Origin of the sequence: Hymenobacter daecheongensis DSM 21074 (assembly GCF_900141805.1) — a bacterium.
Lineage (GTDB): Bacteria > Bacteroidota > Bacteroidia > Cytophagales > Hymenobacteraceae > Hymenobacter > Hymenobacter daecheongensis.
Window position 1 is genome coordinate 358266 of sequence record NZ_FQYN01000003.1, and the last position, 17588, is coordinate 375853.

At 65.2% G+C, this 17588-nt stretch carries 15 protein-coding genes and 1 pseudogene; 4 read left to right on the top strand and 12 right to left on the bottom strand.

Features of this window, described 5'->3' with window-relative positions; genetic code table 11:
* Positions 1-70 precede the first annotated feature (70 nt).
* The 8 genes and pseudogenes from BUB62_RS07230 to BUB62_RS07270 all read right to left on the bottom strand — a co-directional run.
* Positions 71-838, bottom strand: a pseudogene (locus tag BUB62_RS07230) (IS5 family transposase); the annotation flags it as partial.
* 258 nt (positions 839-1096) lie between these two features.
* Positions 1097-1693 carry a hypothetical protein gene (locus BUB62_RS07240; RefSeq protein ID WP_073108043.1) on the bottom strand — a complete coding sequence of 199 codons (597 nt, stop codon included), beginning with the start codon at positions 1691-1693 and terminating at the stop codon, positions 1097-1099.
* A 106-nt stretch (positions 1694-1799) separates the two neighbouring features.
* Entirely contained in the window at positions 1800-2558 is a 759-nt protein-coding gene (locus BUB62_RS07245) for a hypothetical protein (RefSeq protein WP_073108046.1), read from the bottom strand.
* 158 nt (positions 2559-2716) lie between these two features.
* The gene (locus BUB62_RS07250; RefSeq protein ID WP_073108049.1) at positions 2717-4072 is read right to left on the bottom strand and encodes a T9SS type A sorting domain-containing protein; all 1356 of its coding nucleotides are present in this window, start codon (positions 4070-4072) and stop codon (positions 2717-2719) included.
* A gap of 71 nt (positions 4073-4143) precedes the next feature.
* Positions 4144-4908, bottom strand: coding sequence for a hypothetical protein (locus BUB62_RS07255; protein ID WP_073108052.1), 765 nt, complete (start codon positions 4906-4908; stop codon positions 4144-4146).
* Positions 4909-4935: 27 nt separating this feature from the next.
* Positions 4936-5886: a hypothetical protein gene (locus tag BUB62_RS07260; RefSeq protein WP_073108055.1), complete on the bottom strand. Its 951-nt coding sequence runs from the start codon at positions 5884-5886 to the stop codon at positions 4936-4938.
* Positions 5883-6572: a hypothetical protein gene (locus tag BUB62_RS07265; protein ID WP_073108058.1), complete on the bottom strand. Its 690-nt coding sequence runs from the start codon at positions 6570-6572 to the stop codon at positions 5883-5885. The genes BUB62_RS07260 and BUB62_RS07265 overlap by 4 nt, the downstream gene beginning before the upstream one ends.
* Positions 6569-7117 (bottom strand): RNA polymerase sigma factor, encoded by a 549-nt coding sequence (locus BUB62_RS07270; protein WP_073108062.1) that lies wholly within the window; start codon positions 7115-7117, stop codon positions 6569-6571. Before BUB62_RS07270 ends, BUB62_RS07265 begins: the two co-directional genes overlap by 4 nt.
* Before the next feature lie 358 nt (positions 7118-7475).
* Between BUB62_RS07270 and BUB62_RS07275 the strand changes: the two genes are divergently transcribed.
* The gene (locus BUB62_RS07275) at positions 7476-10784 is read left to right on the top strand and encodes an AsmA family protein (RefSeq protein WP_073108065.1); all 3309 of its coding nucleotides are present in this window, start codon (positions 7476-7478) and stop codon (positions 10782-10784) included.
* A gap of 157 nt (positions 10785-10941) precedes the next feature.
* On the opposite strand, the gene BUB62_RS07280 is transcribed toward BUB62_RS07275, so the two are convergent.
* Complete coding sequence (locus BUB62_RS07280) at positions 10942-11316, bottom strand: cupin domain-containing protein (protein ID WP_073108068.1); 375 nt, start codon at positions 11314-11316, stop codon at positions 10942-10944.
* Between the two features lie 126 nt (positions 11317-11442).
* Between BUB62_RS07280 and BUB62_RS07285 the strand changes: the two genes are divergently transcribed.
* Positions 11443-12468 carry a helix-turn-helix transcriptional regulator gene (locus BUB62_RS07285; protein ID WP_073108071.1) on the top strand — a complete coding sequence of 342 codons (1026 nt, stop codon included), beginning with the start codon at positions 11443-11445 and terminating at the stop codon, positions 12466-12468.
* A gap of 212 nt (positions 12469-12680) precedes the next feature.
* On the top strand, positions 12681-13196 hold the full coding sequence (locus BUB62_RS07290; protein ID WP_073108074.1) for a DinB family protein: 516 nt from the start codon (positions 12681-12683) through the stop codon (positions 13194-13196).
* A gap of 110 nt (positions 13197-13306) precedes the next feature.
* Here BUB62_RS07290 and BUB62_RS07295 read toward each other — a convergent pair whose 3' ends face one another.
* On the bottom strand, positions 13307-13612 hold the full coding sequence (locus BUB62_RS07295; RefSeq protein WP_073108077.1) for a hypothetical protein: 306 nt from the start codon (positions 13610-13612) through the stop codon (positions 13307-13309).
* Positions 13613-13909: 297 nt separating this feature from the next.
* Between BUB62_RS07295 and BUB62_RS07305 the strand changes: the two genes are divergently transcribed.
* Positions 13910-14923: a zinc dependent phospholipase C family protein gene (locus BUB62_RS07305; RefSeq protein ID WP_084538896.1), complete on the top strand. Its 1014-nt coding sequence runs from the start codon at positions 13910-13912 to the stop codon at positions 14921-14923.
* Between the two features lie 282 nt (positions 14924-15205).
* Here the strand turns inward: BUB62_RS07305 and asnA are convergent, their stop codons facing one another.
* Together asnA and BUB62_RS07315 are read right to left on the bottom strand one after the other, a co-directional pair.
* Entirely contained in the window at positions 15206-16213 is a 1008-nt protein-coding gene (asnA, locus tag BUB62_RS07310) for an aspartate--ammonia ligase (RefSeq protein WP_073108082.1), read from the bottom strand.
* 527 nt (positions 16214-16740) lie between these two features.
* A complete protein-coding gene (locus BUB62_RS07315; RefSeq protein WP_073108084.1) occupies positions 16741-17451 on the bottom strand; it encodes a PD-(D/E)XK nuclease-like domain-containing protein in 711 nt (236 codons plus the stop codon).
* Positions 17452-17588: the final 137 nt, after the last annotated feature.

Consider the following 17588-nt stretch of genomic DNA (forward strand, 5'->3'; position numbering starts at 1 on the left):
CCGCGGGCTGACTTGCGCGTGTGAGAAGCTGTTTGAGTTAGTTTGGGCAACTTCTAGAGAGTGTGGACAGTTAGCGCATCCAATCGAGAGCAGCCAGTAGGTGGGCCAGAGCTAAAAAGGAGGAAGCGGTTTTCTCGTAGCGGGTAGCGAATCCACGCGCTTCTTTGAGGCGGCCGAAGAAGCGTTCGGCTTTGTTGCGGTCGGCGTACAGGTTGGGGTCGTGGTGGCGCGGGCGTGCGCGCAAGGTTCTGGATGGAATCACGGGTGTAGCCCCGCATGCGGCCACGGCGGCCAGTGCGGCGTTGGTGTCGTAGGCCCGGTCGGCCACCACCGCGCCGGGCGCTTGGGGCAAGCCGGCCAGTAGCCCGGGCAGTTGCGTGCAATCGGCTTGCTGGCCGGGCGTGAGCACCAGGCGCAGGCAGTTGCCCAGCGCGTCCACGACGGCGTGCACCTTGGTGGACAAGCCGCCGCGGCTGCGGCCTAGCGCTTCGGCCGCTGCGTCGCTTTTTTTTGCCCGGCCGCCGCTTTGTGGGCCTTCACCGTGGTCGAGTCGACCAGCACCCAGGCGTAGTCCGGTTCCTGCACTGCCTCGAACAAGGCCTGCCACACGCCGGCCTGGGCCCAGCGACGGAAGCGCCGCGCTACCGTGTTCCACGGGCCGAACCGCTCGGGCAAGTCGCGCCAGCTGCAGCCCGTGCGCACGCGGTAGACCACCGCGTTGACAAACTGCCGGTTGTCGCGGCCCGTCCCCCCGCCCGTACCGGGTCGGCCCAGCGTGTGAGGTTCGACCAATTTCCATTCGCGTTCGGTTAATTCGTGGCGGCGCAACATACCGCAAAGCTACCGCCACTGTCCACACTCTCTAGAACGTCATGCTGAGCTTGTCGAAGCATCTCTACTGCTTCGTTGAAGAACCCAGTCAAAGCGGGAGAGATGCTTCGACAAGCTCAGCATGACTTTCGGAATTAATTCAAACAGCTTCCAAGTAACAGCCTGAGCACAAAAAGGACCTTTTCCGCTTCGTTGCAATAGACTTACAACAAAGCGAAAAAGGCCCTTTTTGTGCTCAGGCTGATAAAACCGAAGCTGCTTTGGGCTATTTTTTGGCGGCGGGCACCACTTCCACCACGGCATTGGCGGGCAGGTCCAGCTCGCGGGAGGTTTGGAACTCGGGCATTTTCTCGGCGTTTTCTTCCAGGCGGCGCTGCACGATGCGCAGCTGGCGGCCGCCCACGTTCAGCACGGCTAGGTCCTGGCTGGTGCCCGAGCCGGGGTCGTAGCTGCGGAAGCCCAGCAGCATGGCGCTGGGGAAGCCGGCCAGCTTGGCTTTTTCCTTGTTTACCACATCGGGCTTGCCCGTGAACTGCCCCAGGTCGATATCCTGGTTTTTAGCTCCCTGCAGCACCAGGAATGCGTTGGTTTTGGGGCCTTCCGGGCCTTCGGCGGCCGCACCGGGCTTGAAGCGGAACGATACTTTCACCGCCTGGGCCGCGGGTGCGGCGGGCGCGGTTTCGGCGGGGGTGGCGGCAGGAGCCGCGGCGGCGGGCGCAGCCGAATCCGGCGCGGCCGGCGCGGGGGCTGTGCTGGCAGCCGGCGCGGTGCCGGCCTGCTCAGCGGCGGGCGGAGTTTGGTTGCAGCCGGTGGCCAGCATGCACAAAGCGGCGGCCAGCAGGGCCTGGGAGGCAGATTTCATACGCGGAACGAGCAGAAGGCGAAATGGATGATTACGACCCCAAGATTAAGGATAATTGGTCGGCTAACCAGCTTTCGGAGCCACAAATTGCCGCCGCCCGGCCCACTCAGCGCCGCCAGGGCCGGTGGCGGTCAAACACCAGAAAACCCAACCCAAAGATAGCCTGCCCGGTGCGCTGCCGGTAGGCATAGGTGCGGCCGTTGTAGTCGAAGGCGCGGGTGTAGGGGCTCAGGCTGCGCTCGTAGCGGGCCGTGATGTCGAAGCGGCCGAGCTGCAGGCCGACGCCCAGCTGCCCGAGCACCTGCACCCGCTCTACGCTGCGGTGGAGGCTGTTGAAAAGCTCGGCGGGCCGAAACGCCGGATCATGGGTATTTCCTTCGCGCTGGTTGAGGGCCAGCAGCGGGCCGGCCAGCACGTAGAAGCGGCGGCTCAGGTGCAGGCCGCCCAGCAGGGCCAGCTCCGTGCGCCGCAGCCGCGGGTAGAGGTAGCTCACATCCGGGTACACCAGGTTCACATCGGGCCGCGAGAAGTAGGTGATGCTGGATTGATTGCCCAGTACCGACGTGTAGGCCAGCTCCGGCTGCACAAACAGCTTGCCCGTGCCCAGCCCGATGCGGGCAAACGCGCTGAAGCGGTTGCCAGTGTCATCAAGGCGGGAGCCGTCATCGTCGGTCCGGATGCTGTATTGCTCCACCTGAATCTGGCGCTGCCGCACCCAGGTCTGGCTGATGTTGAAGCTGGCCCCCACCCCTACCGCCTCCAGGCGCTGGGCCGGGGCGGCAATGGCCAGCAGCAATAGCGGGCCGCTGCCAAAGAGCAGCCGGAATTTCAGGGCACGCAAAGAAGAAGCGAAGGAAGTCAGCATAAGAGAAACGTAAAAAATCAATTGGATTAAGCCATTCGGGCACCGGAACGCGAAAATTCGTTTCGCGACGAGCACAGCGCGTTCAGACGCAAGCAGACATCGATACTCGCTGTGCTCGTCGCGAAACGGATTTTCGCGCTACTTCTCATACCCTGCCCCTACTGCACCACCAGCTGCTGCCGGGCAGTGCCGGCCGTCGTTTCCAGCGTGAGCAGGTACAGGCCGGGAGCTTGGCCGCGCAGGTCGAGCAGCAGCTCGGGGCGGCCGGCCGGCGTGGCGCGGCGCAGCACCTCGCGGCCCAGCGCATCGGTCACGCGCACGGTGGCGGCGCTGGCGGGCAGCGGCAGCCGAAACGTGCCCGAGCCGGGGTTGGGGTAAGCCTGCAGCGCCGGCAGTGCCGCGGCCGGGCGGCGGCTCAGCACGGTAGCATTGAGCCGGTATACGCCCAGCGCCTTACTGCCCTGCAGCGCCCCCGACCACACCGCTCCGGCCCCGAAGGCCGCCACGCTGGTGTGCTCCCGCGTGGTTTCGATGGGCGTCCAGGTAAAGCCATTGTCGGCCGAGTAAGACGAGCCTAAGTCGGCAGCCCCGAGAGTGCCGGCCCCCACCGACACCAGCAGGCCGGTGCCGGGCACCCCCGTGATACCGCCCGAAAGCAGCGGCCCGGCGTAGAATATGCGCTGCCAGCTGAGGCCGCCATCGACGGTGGCATGGGCATAAAGGGTTCTGGTCGCATCGTTCACGCTCAGGGTCAGGCCGTGCAATTCATCCTGAAACGCCAGGGCGTACATCTCCGAAACCGTGGTATTGGCCACGGCGGCGGTCCAGGTATTGCCCTGGTCGGTGGAGCGGAATACGCGGCTCTCATCAGTGGCAAACCAGATGGTATTGCCCACCACGGCGGGGGCCAGCACCACACCGTTTTCGTTGGGCAGCGGCACGGGCACGCTGGCCGCCCGGCTCCAGGTGGTGCCGCCGTTGTGGGTCACGAAGATGTCAAATGGGTCGGCGGGCGGGTTGAGCGGGTCGCCCATGGCCACGCCGTCGTTGGCAGTGAAGAAGTGCACGAAATTGGGCCGGCTGGTCGCAAACTGCGTTCCGCCCTGCGGAGCCCAGGTGAGGCCGCCGTCGGTGGTGTGCAGCACGCGGCCGCCGGGGGCCGCATTGCTGGCCGTGCAGATCCAGGCGCTGGTGGTGCTGGTAGCGCTCAAGCCGGTGATGAGCTCCTCGGCCACCAGGCCCGCCACGGGGCGCAGCTGCCAGCTCTGGCCGCCGGTGGTGGTGAGGGCCACCGAGCGGTTGGTTGCGTCCTCATCATAGCCCAGCGCCCACACCACACTGGCATTCACCACCCCAAAGCGGTAGGCAAAAGCATCCGGCGTATCGAAAGTAAAAGGCTGCAGCGTCCATTGGGCCGAGGCGCTCCGGCCGAGCAGCAGCAGCAGCGCCAGCGCCAGCAGCCGGGCCGGCTGAAAGCGGAAATAGAAAGTCGGAATCAGTACGTTTTTAAGCATGGGATAAAGAGAAATGAGTTTGAAAATGATTGACAATCAGAAAAAAACTTTCAAGGCACCGTAGCCGCTCACTACCGGCCCAGCGCCAGCCCTACGCGCAGATCGAGCCGGATGTGGAGCGTGTTGTTCGGAAAAAGCGGTCCGGCCGCGGGCAGCAGCGGCAAGGGCAGCCCGGCGTTGAAATCGACGAAGCCGTAGCGGCCCAGCCGGCGCTGCAGGCCATAGAGCACCGCCACCGAGGCCCGCACCGCGTGGCCCCGCTCCGCTTCCGAAAATGGCGTGCGGTAGCCGTGCCGGCCGTAGCCCGCGCCCAGCGCCACCGAGAGGTAGTTGGCCGAGAAATTACTGGCGCTCTTGCCCTTGCGAATGCGTTTGCGCAGGTTGTAGTAGTAGCGGCCGGCCGTCTGGGTCTGCACGTCTAGCCCGCTGAAAGTCGGGCCGTTGTACCGCTCGCGGTAGCGCACCACGGCGGGCGTCAGCTCCAGCAGCACCGACCAGCTGGTGCGCAGCTTGTGCTCATAGAGCAGGTGGGGGCCGTAGCTGAACTCGCGCAGCTGGCCGCCCTGCTGCGCCAGCTCAAAGTTGAACGGGTCGAGCTTCCAGAGGCGACGCTCCTCTACCTGCACGCGGGTGAGCCGGCGCAGCCGGCGGCCCAGGCCCGCCTCGAAGGCGTAGCCGGTCGAGTCGGGCACGGTTTCTTCGCTGTAGCTGATGCCGGGGCGGCTACGGGCCGTGTCGGCGGGCTGGATCTGGGCGGCGGCGGGGCGGGCAAGGGCCAGTAGGCCAAAGGTGATGGGCAGCAGAGAGCGGCGGGAAAGGGAAAGCAGGGCGGGCATGAAAGCGGGTAAAAAAGGCAGCATAAATCAGCGCTTGATGAGCAGGGGCTGGGCCCGCAGCGTGAGCGGCGCATACGACGTGACCACCCGAATCAGTGGCAGCCGGGGCTGCTGGGTCAGAATTAGGGCGTGGCGGCTGGCGCCTTTGCCGGGGTTGGCGGCGGCCAGGCTGGGCGGCACCAGCAGCGCACCCTGGGCGGTGGTGAGGTGGTAGTTGAACAGGCCCAGCTGCGGCACGCTGATGGTCACTTCGGTGCGCTCGGCATCTATAAAGGCGCTTTGCAGCTCGCTGGTGGGCTCCAGCAGCACGCTGCCGTAGCGGTTGCGGATGGTGTAGCGCCCCGCCGCTGCCGTCAGCCTCACCGCCGACTTATCGGCCTCGCAGTCGAAGGTCAGGTTCAGATTGGTGCCGGTCAGGTCGGCGTAGCGGGCGGTGGCCGTGAGCGTGCCGCTGAGGTTCTGGAGCACAATCTGGCCGAAGTTCTGCGCCAGCCGCAGCTTGCCCGTCAGGTCCAGCAGCGTGGTCTGGCCGTAGGTATTTTCCAGCTGCAACGCCGCCGCCGCCGGCATCAGCACGGTGTATTCGGCCCGCAAATCGCTGCGAATGGCGGGCGTGCCGGCCGGCCGGGCGAAGTAGTTTTCCAGCTCAATGGAGCTGCCGTGCTTTTCCAGCTTATACCGCACGGCGGGCAGCTCCTGCTCGGCCACGGCCCGCTCGGGGTGGCGGGCGCTGAGGCGCAGCACCACCTGCACGCTGGCCTTGTCCCAGCCCTGCACGCGCACCGTGGCTTTTTCGGCCCTGATGCGGACCAGTGTGCCCGGCGGGCAGGGCAGCGTCTGCTCGATGGTGCGGGTGAGCACCTGCACCTTGCGCTGGGCGCGGGCCGCGGGCAGGGCCAGGCTCCACACCAGCAGCAGGGCCAGCAGCCCCGCGCCGGCCCGGCGGCGCAGCGAAGAAGAAAAAAGAGTCAGGCTCATGATATAAGCAGTTGAATCAGCTCCCGGGTCACGGTGGCTTTCAGGGTGGTGATGCGCACCTGGTGGCGCACCAGCTCGGGCGTGGGGCCGAAGCGGCGCGCATCCTGACGCAGGCGCTGCTCCTCGGCCTGTAGCTCCGTAAGCTGCCCGCGCAGCTCCCGAAACTCCGCCGACTGGCACACCGTGGGCAGCGAGGTGCAGTGGTCATTGATGAAACTCAAACCCTGCTCGTCGAGCGGATCGAAGGCGGCCAGCGCGGGGCGGGCGGCGGGCTCGGCCACCACTTCCTCAGAGTACGTGATGGTTTCGTGGGGCCGGGCGGCCGGGCGCTGCCACCAGCCCAGCAGCGCCACCAGCACGGCGGCGGCCACCCCCGCCACCAGCCGGAAAGCGGGCCACAGCGGGCGCACGGGCGGGGCCGGTTGCGTCGGCTGAGCCGGCTCCGTCGCAATAGTCAGCGGAGAAGCCTCCGGCTGATCGAGGCCGGCGCTGATGGCGGCCCAGAGCGCGGCGGGGGGCTCGTGCGTGGGCAGCGCGGGCAGGGCGCGGTCAATGGCTTCGGCAGCGCTCAGCTCGTCGGCAATGCGGGGCCAGAGGCCGGCCGCGGGCTGGTGGGCGGGCAGCTGGCTGATGGCCCGCTGCAGGTTAAGCCGCCCGGCTTCGGGTTGAGTTGGGGTGGGGCTCATGAGTAGAGATGCTGTAGTTTGACCTGAAGCAGCCGCTTGGCGTGGTAGAGCTGCGACTTGCTGGTGCCTTCCGAAATGCTGAGCAGTTCGGCCACTTCGCGGTGCAGATAGCCTTCCACCTCAACGAGGCAGAACACGGCGCGGTAGCCGGCCGGCAGCTCCCCGATGGCTTTTTCCAGCGCCTCGCCGGTCAGGCTGTCGTGCCAGGCCACCAGCGGCTCGGCGTGCTGCTGGGGGTTATATACTTCCATGCGCTGCTCGCGCCGCAGCACGCGCAGGGCGCAGCGCACCACAATGGTTTTGATCCAGCCGCCCAGCGCGGCTTCCTGCCGGAAGCCCGCCAGCTGCCGAAACACCTCCACAAATGCCTCCTGCAGGGCATCCTGGGCCAGATCGGGGCTACCCAGAATGCGCAGGGCGCTGGAGTACATGGCCGCTTTGTAGCGCTCATACAGCTGGTACTGGGCCAGCCGGTTTTGCGCCAGGCAGCCCGCCAGCAGCAGCTGTTCGTCGGAAGCGTCGGCGGAAAGGTGGGGCTGGGGCACGGCAGGAATCTTTGGCCTAAAGGGAAGGCGAAGGGCGCAAAGGTTGGTTGGGCCTGAAAAAAAATTGCGGACAACCGTGTCTGGGGCTGCTACGGGCATTTTTTCAGCCGATTAATACTTCCCCGCCCCTGCTCAGACAGCCCGCCCGGCGGCGCCGAAGCCGTGCGTGACAAAGTGGTGCGTGACAAAGTAAAATGTAACGCACCACTTTGTAACGCGCCCCAGGCCTACGGCCGACCAGCTCTATCTATGCTGGCGACCGGACTTTTCCCGCCGGCCCCGCCCCGTTTTCCGTATGCTGCCCAGCTTCGGCTGCCTATCTTGAGGCGTTGAGCCCCGCCCCCGGAAGTACTCCCGTATGAAATGGTCTATGCTCCGGCGGCTGCTGCTGGCCGGATTTCTGCTGCTTTTGCTGGTATCGGGCCTGGCGCTGTGGCTGCTGGGCTCCGACTACGGCCGCCGGCACCTGGAGCAGCGGATTCGTCAGCGCCTCACCCACGACTCGGAGCTGGTACTGGCCCCGTTTGAGGTGCACCTCTCGCTCTGGCAGGACTTCCCCCACCTCACCGCCTCCCTCCACCACCTTTCCCTCCTCGACACGGCCTACCGCCAGCGCGTGCCGGTGCTCAGCGTGGGCCGGGCCGATGCGCGGCTGGCGCTGGCCGGGCTGCTGCGCGGCCGGGTGCAGATTTCGCGCCTTACCATCCGGGAGGTGGAGTTTCGGGAGCAGGTAGATGCGCACGGGCGCAGCTGGGGCCTGCACGGCAAAAAGCGGGGTCCGCGCCGGGGCGCTCCTACCCCACCAGATCTGACGCTGGACTCGCTCATCGTGCGCAATTTCCGCTTCCGCTCCCGCAATGAGTACGCCCGCAGCGCCTTCGGGGCCAGCGTGCGGGTGGCCCGCCTGGCGGTGCGGCTGCGGGGCGGCGTGCTGCAGGCCACCGGCACGCTCGCCGGCGCCCTCGACTACCTGCGTAACCCCGGCGGCACGCTGTTTGAGCGGGAGCCAGTGTGGGCCGGGGTGCGGTATCAATATGCTTTCCGGGCTCGGCAGGGCACTATCTACCGCACCCGCGCCACGCTCAACGGCGACACTATCCGCATCCGGGGCACGCACACGGCCGGGCCGGGCCAGCCGGGCACGCTGCTGAATCTGGCTTTTGCCGGCACCCAGCCCCTCACCGAAGTGCTGCGCGCGGCTCTGCCCCAGGCCGTGCAGCCCTACCTGGCCGGGGCCAAAAGTCCCAGCAAAGCCCACATTCGCTACACCATCCGGGGGCTGAGCGGGCCTACGGTGAGCCCGCACAATGTGCTGACGTTTGGGCTGCGCGGGGCCCGCCTCATCTGGCCCGATCCGGCCCGGCGCATCACCCACTGGGACTTGCTGGGTACCTACGACAATGGCCCCGGCCGCAGCCCCCAGACCACGTCGCTCACCCTCAACCACTGTCGTATCACCTCCTCCGCCGGCCGCCTCGATGCCACCCTGCTGCTGCTTGATTTCACCCGGCCCTTCGTGAATGCGCGGGTGCGCGGGCGCACCGAGCTGGGCCAGCTGGCCGCGCTGGTGTCGCCGGGGGTGTGGCGGGCGCGGCGGGGCACGGCCGAGCTGGATGTGCGCCTGCGCGGCCTGCTGCCGCCCGCGCCGGGCCGGCGCATGGCCCGCCGGCCCCAAAAAAAGCTTTCGGTGCGCGGCACGGTTACGCTGCGCGATGCCTCGTTCGTCATTCCGGATCGGGGGGCCGATATGGCGGAGCTGAACGTGCGTGTGGGGCTGCGCGACTCGGTGTGGCGGCTTTCCAATGCCTCGGGCGTGCTGGATCAGATGCGCTTCCGGGCCTCGGCTACCACCGTCAATCTGTTCGACTACCTCACCGACCAGCACCCCACCACGCGCATCAGCGGCGACTTTGCGGTGGAAGACCTGCGCGTAGCCCGGCTGCGCGAGCTGCTGCGACCCATTGCCCGGCCAAAGTTGCCCCTTGACGCCCCCCGCCGGCCCCGTCCGGTGCCGGCCTCCGTGGCCAACCTGGGCAGCAACCTGATTCCAAAAGGAATGCAGCTGAACGTGCACCTGCGCTGCCGCCGCCTGCTGTTGCCCACCGACACGCTCACCGACCTGGCCGTGCGCGTACGCCACGATGGCCGCAACGTGCAGCTCACCCACCTGGCCGGGGCGCTGTGGGGCGGCCGGGTGCGCGGCACCGCCACTTGGCCCACCGACACGGCCAACCGCGTAGCCACCATCAACTTTCAGCTGGGCGTGCACTTCGACACCATCAACTACCGGCGCTTTCTGGGCCGCATTTCCCGCCCGGCCCAGCGCTCGGCCAAAGCCCCGGCCGCGCCGGCCCTGCGTGAGCTGCTGCTGGCCGCCAACGGCCACCTGACCTGCGACGTGACCACCGTGCAGCTGCCCGACGGCGAAGACCTGCGCAATCTGCGGCTGGAGCTAACCAAAACGGGCAGCACCGTGCAGCTGCCCATGCTGCGCTTTGCCACCACCCGCGGCGGCACCGGTTTCGCCACCGCCTCGGCCCGCGTGGCCGACAACCGCCTGGTGGCGGCCGAAGCCAGCCTCGATTTGCGCTACCACACGCTCGATGTGCAGAAGCTGCTGCAGCTGCTGGCCAGCTTCAACCCCACCACCGCCAAAGACGACGAGGACGAGGCCCCGCCCGCCCGCGCCGACAGCACCGCCGTGGCTTCCGCGCTGCCACTGGATCGGGCGGCACGGCGGGCCGCCCGCGCCGCCCGTCGTGCCCAGCTCAACGGCCTACCCGCCCGCAAGCCTGATGGCACTATTATTTCCAACGGCATCCTGACCGCCGTGCTGCGCGTGCAGGCCGATAACGTGCGCTACGCCGCTCTCACGGGCCGGCAGTTTCGGCTGGTTTCGCACCTGAGCAAGGGCGAGGCCCGCCTCGATGACTGCTCGCTCGATGCCTTCGAGGGCCGCCTCACGCTGCGCGGCCGCATGATTACGAATGCCGGCCGCCAGCATCACCCCTTGTATGTGCAGCTGCAGCTGCAGGATATTCAGCTGCCGCTGCTGTTTGGGGCGGCCACCAGCATGGGTCTCAATGTATTGGGGGCCAACAATGTGCGCGGCACGCTGCGCTGCGCCGCCGACGTGCGCACCGACCTCGACGCCACCTTCCTGCCCGTGTTTGATGAGACGCTGGGCTACCTCAAAACCGATATTCGGGGCCTGGAGCTGCTGGATGTGGAGGCGCTGGCCCAGGCGCTGAAGTTTATGAAAGCCGAGCGCACCGGCCACTTGTTTTTTGAGCCCGTCAGCAGCGAGTTCATCCTCAACCGCGGCCAGCTGCTCATCCCCGACCTCGACCTGAACAGCAACCTGAGCAATCTGCAGGTCAGCGGCCGCTACTTCCTCGATGGCCGCGCCGACCTGTATGTGGGCCTGAACCCAATGCAGGCGCTGTTTGGCAACAACGACAAGCGCATAGAGCGCATCCGCAACAACCAGCTCGTGCGCCGCGCCAGCCGCCTCACCTACCTGGGCCTCAGCCGCCCCGCTCCCGGCGTCAAATACAAAGTGCGCCCCTTCCAGCGCGACGAGCAGCGCCGGCAGCAAATCGAGCTACGCCAGCAGTACCGCCGCCTCCTATTCACCCAACGCCTGGATACGACGGTGAAGTGGTGAGATAGTGAGATAGTGAAATAGTGAAATAGTGAGATAGTGAGATAGTGAAATAGTGAAATGGTGAGTTAGTGAGTTTGATGTTCAATCTGCGCCACTTGCGCAGATTGAACATCAAACTCACTAACTCACCATTTCACTATTTCACTATCTCACCACCTCACCGCTTCAGCCCCAGGCGCTGTACGGTTTCGCCTTCGAAGTCGAATTCGATGAGCACGGCGGGGGTTTGGCCTACCACCCAGCCCTCGTGGCCGGGCGCGATGGCTACTACCTGCGGGGAAATGAACTCCACGGTTTCGCCGTCGGCATACTGAATGTTGATCTGGCCCTGGGCCAGAAACCCGACGTGCGCGTGCATGCACAGCTCCGTGCCTACCACCGGCTTCATATTAATTGACCACCGAAAGCCCACCGGATACACCACGCGCTTCACGCGGGCATCGCCGGTGCGCATCATGTCTATGGTCACGCCGCCTATTTCGCGGTGCTCGGTGCCCTTCATCGGGCTCAGGAGAGAATCGGGCTGGCTCATGGCTTTCTGGCTTTTGTGGTGGGTAAGATGAATTGACTGGCGGTGGGGTGGCAGATCAAGATAGAGTTTCTGCGGGCAAAACGCCAGCCCGCCAACTCGCCGGCCGAATGGCTACTTTGCGGCGCTATGAATCGTTTCGACCGCATCACCGCCATTCTCATTCAGCTGCAGGCCCGGCGCGTGGTGAAGGGCCAGGAGCTGGCCGAGCGCTACGGCGTGAGTCTGCGCACCGTGTACCGCGACCTGCGCACGCTGGAGGAAGCCGGCGTGCCGCTGTGCGGCGAGGCCGGCGTGGGCTATTCGCTGGCCGAGGGCTACCGCCTGCCGCCGGTCATGTTCAGCCGCGACGAAGCCACGGCCCTCATCACGGCCGAAAAGCTCGTCAGCCAGCTCACCGATGCCCAAACCGCCCAGCTCAGCCGCTCGGCTATGGATAAGCTGCGGGCCGTGCTACGCCGCGCCGACCGCGACTATCTCGAAGAGTTGAGTCCGCGCATCACCATTTTGCCCGCCCGCAGCCGCCACGCCACCCCGCCGCTCATGGCCAATACGCACCAGCAGCTGCTGGCCAGCATTGCCGAAAAGCGCGTGGTGGAGCTGGAGTATCGGGCGGGCTACCAGGGTGCCCCCACCAGCCGCGACGTGGAGCCCATTGGCGTGTATTTCGGCCAATACTGGCATGTAGTGGCCTTTTGCCGGCTGCGCCAGGAATACCGCGACTTCCGGCTCGACCGGATTGCCGGCCTGCAGCTGCGCCCCGAGCACTTCGCGGCCCGCCCCGAAACCCTGCACGACTATTGGGCCCAGCAGGCACAGCGGCGGCAGCTGCAGCAGGTGGTGGTGCGCTTCGCCCCGGCTGCCCTGCCGCATGTGACCGAAAACAAGCACCACTTCGGCTGGGCGCACGAGCACATCACCGCCGACGGCGACACGGAAATGACGTTTCTCGCCGACCACCCCGAATATATGGCCCGCTGGCTGCTGCTCTTTGCCGGGCAGGTGCGCATCGTGGAGCCGCCGGCGCTGCGCCAGCAGCTGCGGGAGCTGGCTAAGCAGGCGCTGGCGTTTTTTGAGGAGCCGCTGGCTACGGAAGACGAACCCGCGCAAGCGCTGGGCAGCGTAAAACAAAGCCAGCAGGAGCAGCACGCCTGAAGCAGCCCAAAACCGCGTAGCGGTGACAGGTTTGTAGTAAGTAGCGGTACGGAAAACCAAAGCCGCGTAGCGGTGACAGAGGCTTTTGGGCGGTTTCGCTGCCCGATGGCTTTGGTCCTGTGTTTCTCAGCTTTCTTTTCAGGCTACTGACATACTGCTGTCAGTGGTGGCCGCTAGGTTTGGCTTATCATTCACTAAACCCCTGTCCAGCCATGCTGACCGCCACCATTTCTCCGCTTGCCCAGACCCTGCTGCCCGAACTCGACCACGAGCTGGCGCTTACCCGCCGCGTGCTGGAGCGCGTGCCCGCCGCGCAGTTTGGCTGGCAGCCCCACTCCAAATCCATGACGCTGGCGCAGCTGGCCACCCACACCGCCGAGCTGCCGGGCGGCATTGGCACGGCTATGTACACCACGGAAATGGATCTGGCCGCCTTCGATGGCGTAGCCCCCACCCCACCCGCCACCACGGCCGCGCTGCTCGACATGCTGGCCGAATCCGGCTCCCGCGCCCGCACGGCCCTCACCGCCGCCGAGCCCGAAGACTTCGACCAGACCTGGACGCTGCGCCACGGCCAACACCAGATAATGCGCCACTCCCGCGCCGAAGTCGTGCGCCACCTTATCAGCCACATGGTTCATCACCGGGGCCAGCTCAGCGTCTATCTGCGCCTGCTCGACATCCCCGTCCCCAGCATCTACGGCCCCTCCGCCGACGAGGCGCTTTAGGTGAGATAGTGAAATGGTGAGATGGTGAGTTTGATGTTCTGATTGCGCCAAATGCGCCGCTTGCGCCGCCAGAACATCAAACTCACCATCTCACCATTTCACTATCTCACCTAAAGCGGGTGGGCGTCGTTGGTGGTGCTGGCTCCGGGGTCGGTGTCGCCGCTGGTGTCGGGCTGGGTGGGGTTGGTGGGGTCGGTGAGGGCCTCTTCGCCGTCGGCTTCTTCCGGAGCCGACGGCGCCGATGGCTGGGTGGGGGTGCCGGGAGCCGGGGCGGCTGTAGGGGCCGTATCGGGGGCGGCGTCGGGGCGGTTGTCGTCGGGCTGGGGCTGGGCGGCGGGAGCAGCGGGACTGCCAACGGTGCTTTTGGTGGCGGGGCCGGTGGGGGCGTTGGCGGGCTGTTTGGGTTTGGGGTCCATTGGTAGAGAAGTTGAAGATGATTAGAGCGGAAAACCCGGATTTGGCTGAAAGCGGCCGGCTTTTCTCTCAATTTCTTACTCAACGCACGGCGCTGAGCTGAGGTTGACGTACCGGGGCTGGTAAAAGTGGGCCCAGCCGCGCCGGCCGAAAGCGCAGCCGCCAAGCTGTGCTAGCGTGCGCAGGGGCTTTCGCCGGCCGAGGCGGGCTGCTTCCGGGCATTTGTGGGGCCGGGCTTTGTTCTTGCGGGCAAAGGCGGCAACTTCGCCGTTCTTTTTCTCTCCCAACTCTCTTTTATCATGCTCAATATCTCCCGCCGGGTTCGGCGCTGGCTGCCCATCACGGCTGTGCTGCTCGCGGCCCCCTCGCTGCTGTTTGCCTGGGGCACCTGGGGCCACCAGCGCATCAACCGCGCCGCCGTGCTGGCCCTGCCGCCCGGCCTGCGCACGCTGTTCTACAACCACATCGACTTCATGGTGGAAGAATCGGTGGTGCCCGATCTGCGCAAGTACACCCTCAACGACCGGGCCGAATACCCACGCCATTTCATTGATCTGGAGGACTATGGCTCCGCCCCCGTCAGCGAGCTGCCCCAGACCTCAACTGCCGCCTACGCCAAATACGAGCCGGCCTTTCTGGACAAAAGCGGCCGCCTGCCCTGGCACATTCAGGACATGATGGGCAAGCTGACCCAGGCCATGAAAAACGGCCGCAAGGATGATATTCTCTTCATTGCCGCCGATCTGGGCCACTACCTCGGCGATGCCGTGCAGCCCCTTCACACCTCCGCCAACCACGACGGCCAGCTGACCGGGCAGCGGGGCATCCACGCGTTTTTTGAGTCGCAGCTGGTGGAGCAGTTTGGCCACACCTACAACTTTCGCGTGGCCGCGCCGCGCGTCATCGACCCGGTGAGCGAAACCTGGCGCATCATCGCCCAGAGCCACGCCGCCGCCGATACGCTGCTCAGCATTGAGCGGCAGCTGGCCGCCACCACGCCGCCCGCCAGCATCTACGCCCTCGATGCGCAGGGCCAGGTGAAAAAGAACGTATTCAACAGCCAGATTCATGCCCTGCCCTACGCCACCAGCTACCACCAGGCGCTGCGGCACATGGTAGAGCGCCAGCTGCGCGTGGCCGTGCAGGCTTCGGCCAACTACTGGTACACGGCCTGGGTAAATGCCGGCAAGCCCGACCTCGCCAAGCTCGACACCGACTACACCACCCGCAGCAACGAGCAAAACCTGAAGGAGGAGCTGAAGCAGCTGGAAAAGGGCAAGCTGGTCGATTTCTCGTCGTATCCGGAGTTTTAGGGGGTTCCGGGGCCTCACCCCCGGCCCGCAAATGCTTTAAGCGCATTATCCCGAGGAGAGGAGAGCCGAACGGCGCGAACGGACGAAAGCCCCCTGCTTCGCAGCAGGGGGCTTTCGTGTTTTGAAGTAATCCTGAATCATGCTGGTTGGCGGCGGGGTCGGAGGCGAAAGCCGACGACTCCGCACCGCTCGCGCCGCCGTGGCTCCCCTCTCCTCGGGATAATGCGCTTAAAGCATTTGCGGGTCGGGGGGGAGGCCCGCGGCACTGCCGGTGCCCTTCCCCTACAGCAGCGCCACGCCTGCCTCCAGCAGCTCCTGCCGCACACTCTCGGGCCAGATGCTCACCTGCACTTCCCCGATGTGGGCCTTGCGCAGCATAAACATGCACACCCTGGATTGCCCGATACCGCCGCCGATGCTCTGCGGCAGCTGGTCGGTGAGCAGCAGATCGTGGAAGCGCAGGGTGCGGCGCTCGGGGCAGCCGCGCAGCTCCAGCTGGTGGGCCAGCGCGTGCTTATCCACCCGAATGCCCATTGAGGACACCTCGAAGGAAGTCTGCAATACCGGGTGCCAGAGCAGAATATCGCCGTTCAGGCCCTGGTGGCCTTCCTCGTTGCGGGTGCTCCAGTCGTCGTAGTCGGGGGCGCGACCGTCGTGGGGCTCGCCGTGGGCCAGCTTGCCGCCGATGCCCATCAGGAACACGGCTCCGTACTGGCGGGTGGCTTCGTGCTCGCGCTGCTTGGGCGTGAGGCCGGGGTATTGGCGCAGCAAATCCTCGGCGTGCAGAAACGTGATTTTGCCGGGCAATACCGGCGTTATCTCAGGGTATTCGGCGGCCACCTGGGCTTCCGTGGCCTGCAGCGCGGCGTAGATTTTCTCCACCGTGGCCCGCAAAAACGCGCTGGTGCGCTGCCCGGGAGCCATGCGCTGCTCCCAGTCCCATTGGTCTACATAAATAGAGTGGATGGGGCTGTAGTCTTCGTCGGGGCGCAGGGCCCGCATATCGGTGAGCAGGCCCTTGCCGGGCTCGATGCCCAGTTCCTGCAGGCGCACGCGCTTCCACTTGGCCAGCGAATGCACCACCACGGCCCGCTGCTCGGCCATCGCCTTGATGGGGAAATGCACCGGCCGCTCCGTGCCGTTCAGGTCGTCGTTGATGCCGGTGCCGTCGAGCACGGCAATGGGCGACGATACTTTGCTCAGGTGCAGCTGGCGGGCCAACTCACGGGCGAAGGTTTCTTTCACGAATCCAATGGATTCTTCGGTTTTCAGGAGCTGCTGGGCAGTCATGGCAGGAAGGTTTTGGGTGAATTATTTAAATGAAAAAAGCTTGATGCAGGCGCAGAGAATTACCATTCCCCGATTGGGTAGCTTTTTTTGAAAACCAGAAAGAGTCGCGCTAAAAAACTACGCGAAGGGCCGCGCTTCCAAAGAATGAATCGGGTGCGGCAGGCACAAAAAAAAGAGCCTTCCCGATATCAGGAAGGCTCTTTCTGTTATTTATTGCTCGTTCGTTTTTCCTTTAGAGCAATAGCCTCCCTGTCTCGAAATAGATTATTATTCGAGTTATTGTTCAGGGGATTATTGCTGAAGAAAAGCGTCATTTTCGGGGCTTTTTGAGCTGAATAGTACAAGTATAAAAGAATAAATAATTACATCAAAATAATTGCGTGTTATCTTTTCGATTTCTGGATTCAGGACACGAATATCAGAGCTGCGTCAATGGCCGTTGCATGTAGAGACGCGACACTTCGCGTCTCCCCGTTCGCGCTATCCAAACGAAATCGTTCGACGACCAGACGCGAAGTGTCGCGTTTCTACACGCCGTTCAGGCCCTGCGAAATGTCGCGTACGGCTTCGGAGAGGTAGGCTGGCACCTGCGCTGAGGGCTGCAGAAACCGCAGCAGCCGCAGGTATTTGGCCCGCCCCTCGGCCAGCATGTGCGCCGATACTTCTACCGTGAATACGCTGAAGGGCTCTATTTTTTGCACGCCCACCAGCAGGAAGCGGTCGGCCCGCAGGGCATCGAGGTAGAAGGCGGCCTGGCGGTCGTAGTCGTAGCCGCTGCACTGGGCCAGGAAGTGGTCGTAGTCGCGGGCGGCGGTGGTTTTGAAGTCGATAATGGTGTAGCCGCCGTCGGTGGCGGGCACCACCAGATCGGCGCGGAGCTTGCAGAGCGTGCCGGTTTCGGGCTCGGTGAAGATGCAGCTGGGCTCCGGCGTACCGTTGTCCAGCAGCGCCACCAGTTCGGGCTGCAGGCGTACGCCCTCCACCATCCACCACACCAGCGAGTCGTTGATGCCGGGCTGGCCGGCCTCATACAGGTCGGGCTCCAGCAGGGCCGTATGGAAAGCAGTACCCAGACCCAGCGCCCCGGCCATAGAGGCAGGCTTTTCGTAGCGGCCGTTTAGGGCATCGCGCAGGCGCGAGAGGTCGGAGTTGGCAATGGCGGGCAGGGCGCGGTAGTCGTCGTAGGCAATACGCAGCAGATCGGGGCGCGGGGAAGAATCGGAAGGAGAAGGCGTCACGGGGAAAGTAAAAACCGGGTGGGCAGGCAGTGGTAAGGTCAGGCAAAGACAATAGGCAACAACGGCGGCGGCCATTGGGTGCCCCCATAAGACCAGCTTGTGCCCAACAATGTTGGCGCAGCCAGGGCGCGGGCGCT

Excerpts from the sequence above, each read along its gene's own strand:
- asnA (WP_073108082.1), bottom strand. The coding sequence starts at position 16,213 with ATGACTGCCCAGCAGCTCCTGAAAACCGAAGAATCCATTGGATTCGTG.
- BUB62_RS07260 (WP_073108055.1), bottom strand. The coding sequence starts at position 5,886 with ATGAGCCTGACTCTTTTTTCTTCTTCGCTGCGCCGCCGGGCCGGCGCG.
- BUB62_RS07280 (WP_073108068.1), bottom strand. The coding sequence starts at position 11,316 with ATGAGCCAGCCCGATTCTCTCCTGAGCCCGATGAAGGGCACCGAGCAC.
- BUB62_RS07290 (WP_073108074.1), top strand. The coding sequence starts at position 12,681 with ATGCTGACCGCCACCATTTCTCCGCTTGCCCAGACCCTGCTGCCCGAA.
- BUB62_RS07255 (WP_073108052.1), bottom strand. The coding sequence starts at position 4,908 with ATGCCCGCCCTGCTTTCCCTTTCCCGCCGCTCTCTGCTGCCCATCACC.
- BUB62_RS07305 (WP_084538896.1), top strand. The coding sequence starts at position 13,910 with ATGCTCAATATCTCCCGCCGGGTTCGGCGCTGGCTGCCCATCACGGCT.
- BUB62_RS07240 (WP_073108043.1), bottom strand. The coding sequence starts at position 1,693 with ATGAAATCTGCCTCCCAGGCCCTGCTGGCCGCCGCTTTGTGCATGCTG.
- BUB62_RS07250 (WP_073108049.1), bottom strand. The coding sequence starts at position 4,072 with ATGCTTAAAAACGTACTGATTCCGACTTTCTATTTCCGCTTTCAGCCG.
- BUB62_RS07285 (WP_073108071.1), top strand. The coding sequence starts at position 11,443 with ATGAATCGTTTCGACCGCATCACCGCCATTCTCATTCAGCTGCAGGCC.
- BUB62_RS07295 (WP_073108077.1), bottom strand. The coding sequence starts at position 13,612 with ATGGACCCCAAACCCAAACAGCCCGCCAACGCCCCCACCGGCCCCGCC.
- BUB62_RS07245 (WP_073108046.1), bottom strand. The coding sequence starts at position 2,558 with ATGCTGACTTCCTTCGCTTCTTCTTTGCGTGCCCTGAAATTCCGGCTG.
- BUB62_RS07275 (WP_073108065.1), top strand. The coding sequence starts at position 7,476 with ATGAAATGGTCTATGCTCCGGCGGCTGCTGCTGGCCGGATTTCTGCTG.
- BUB62_RS07265 (WP_073108058.1), bottom strand. The coding sequence starts at position 6,572 with ATGAGCCCCACCCCAACTCAACCCGAAGCCGGGCGGCTTAACCTGCAG.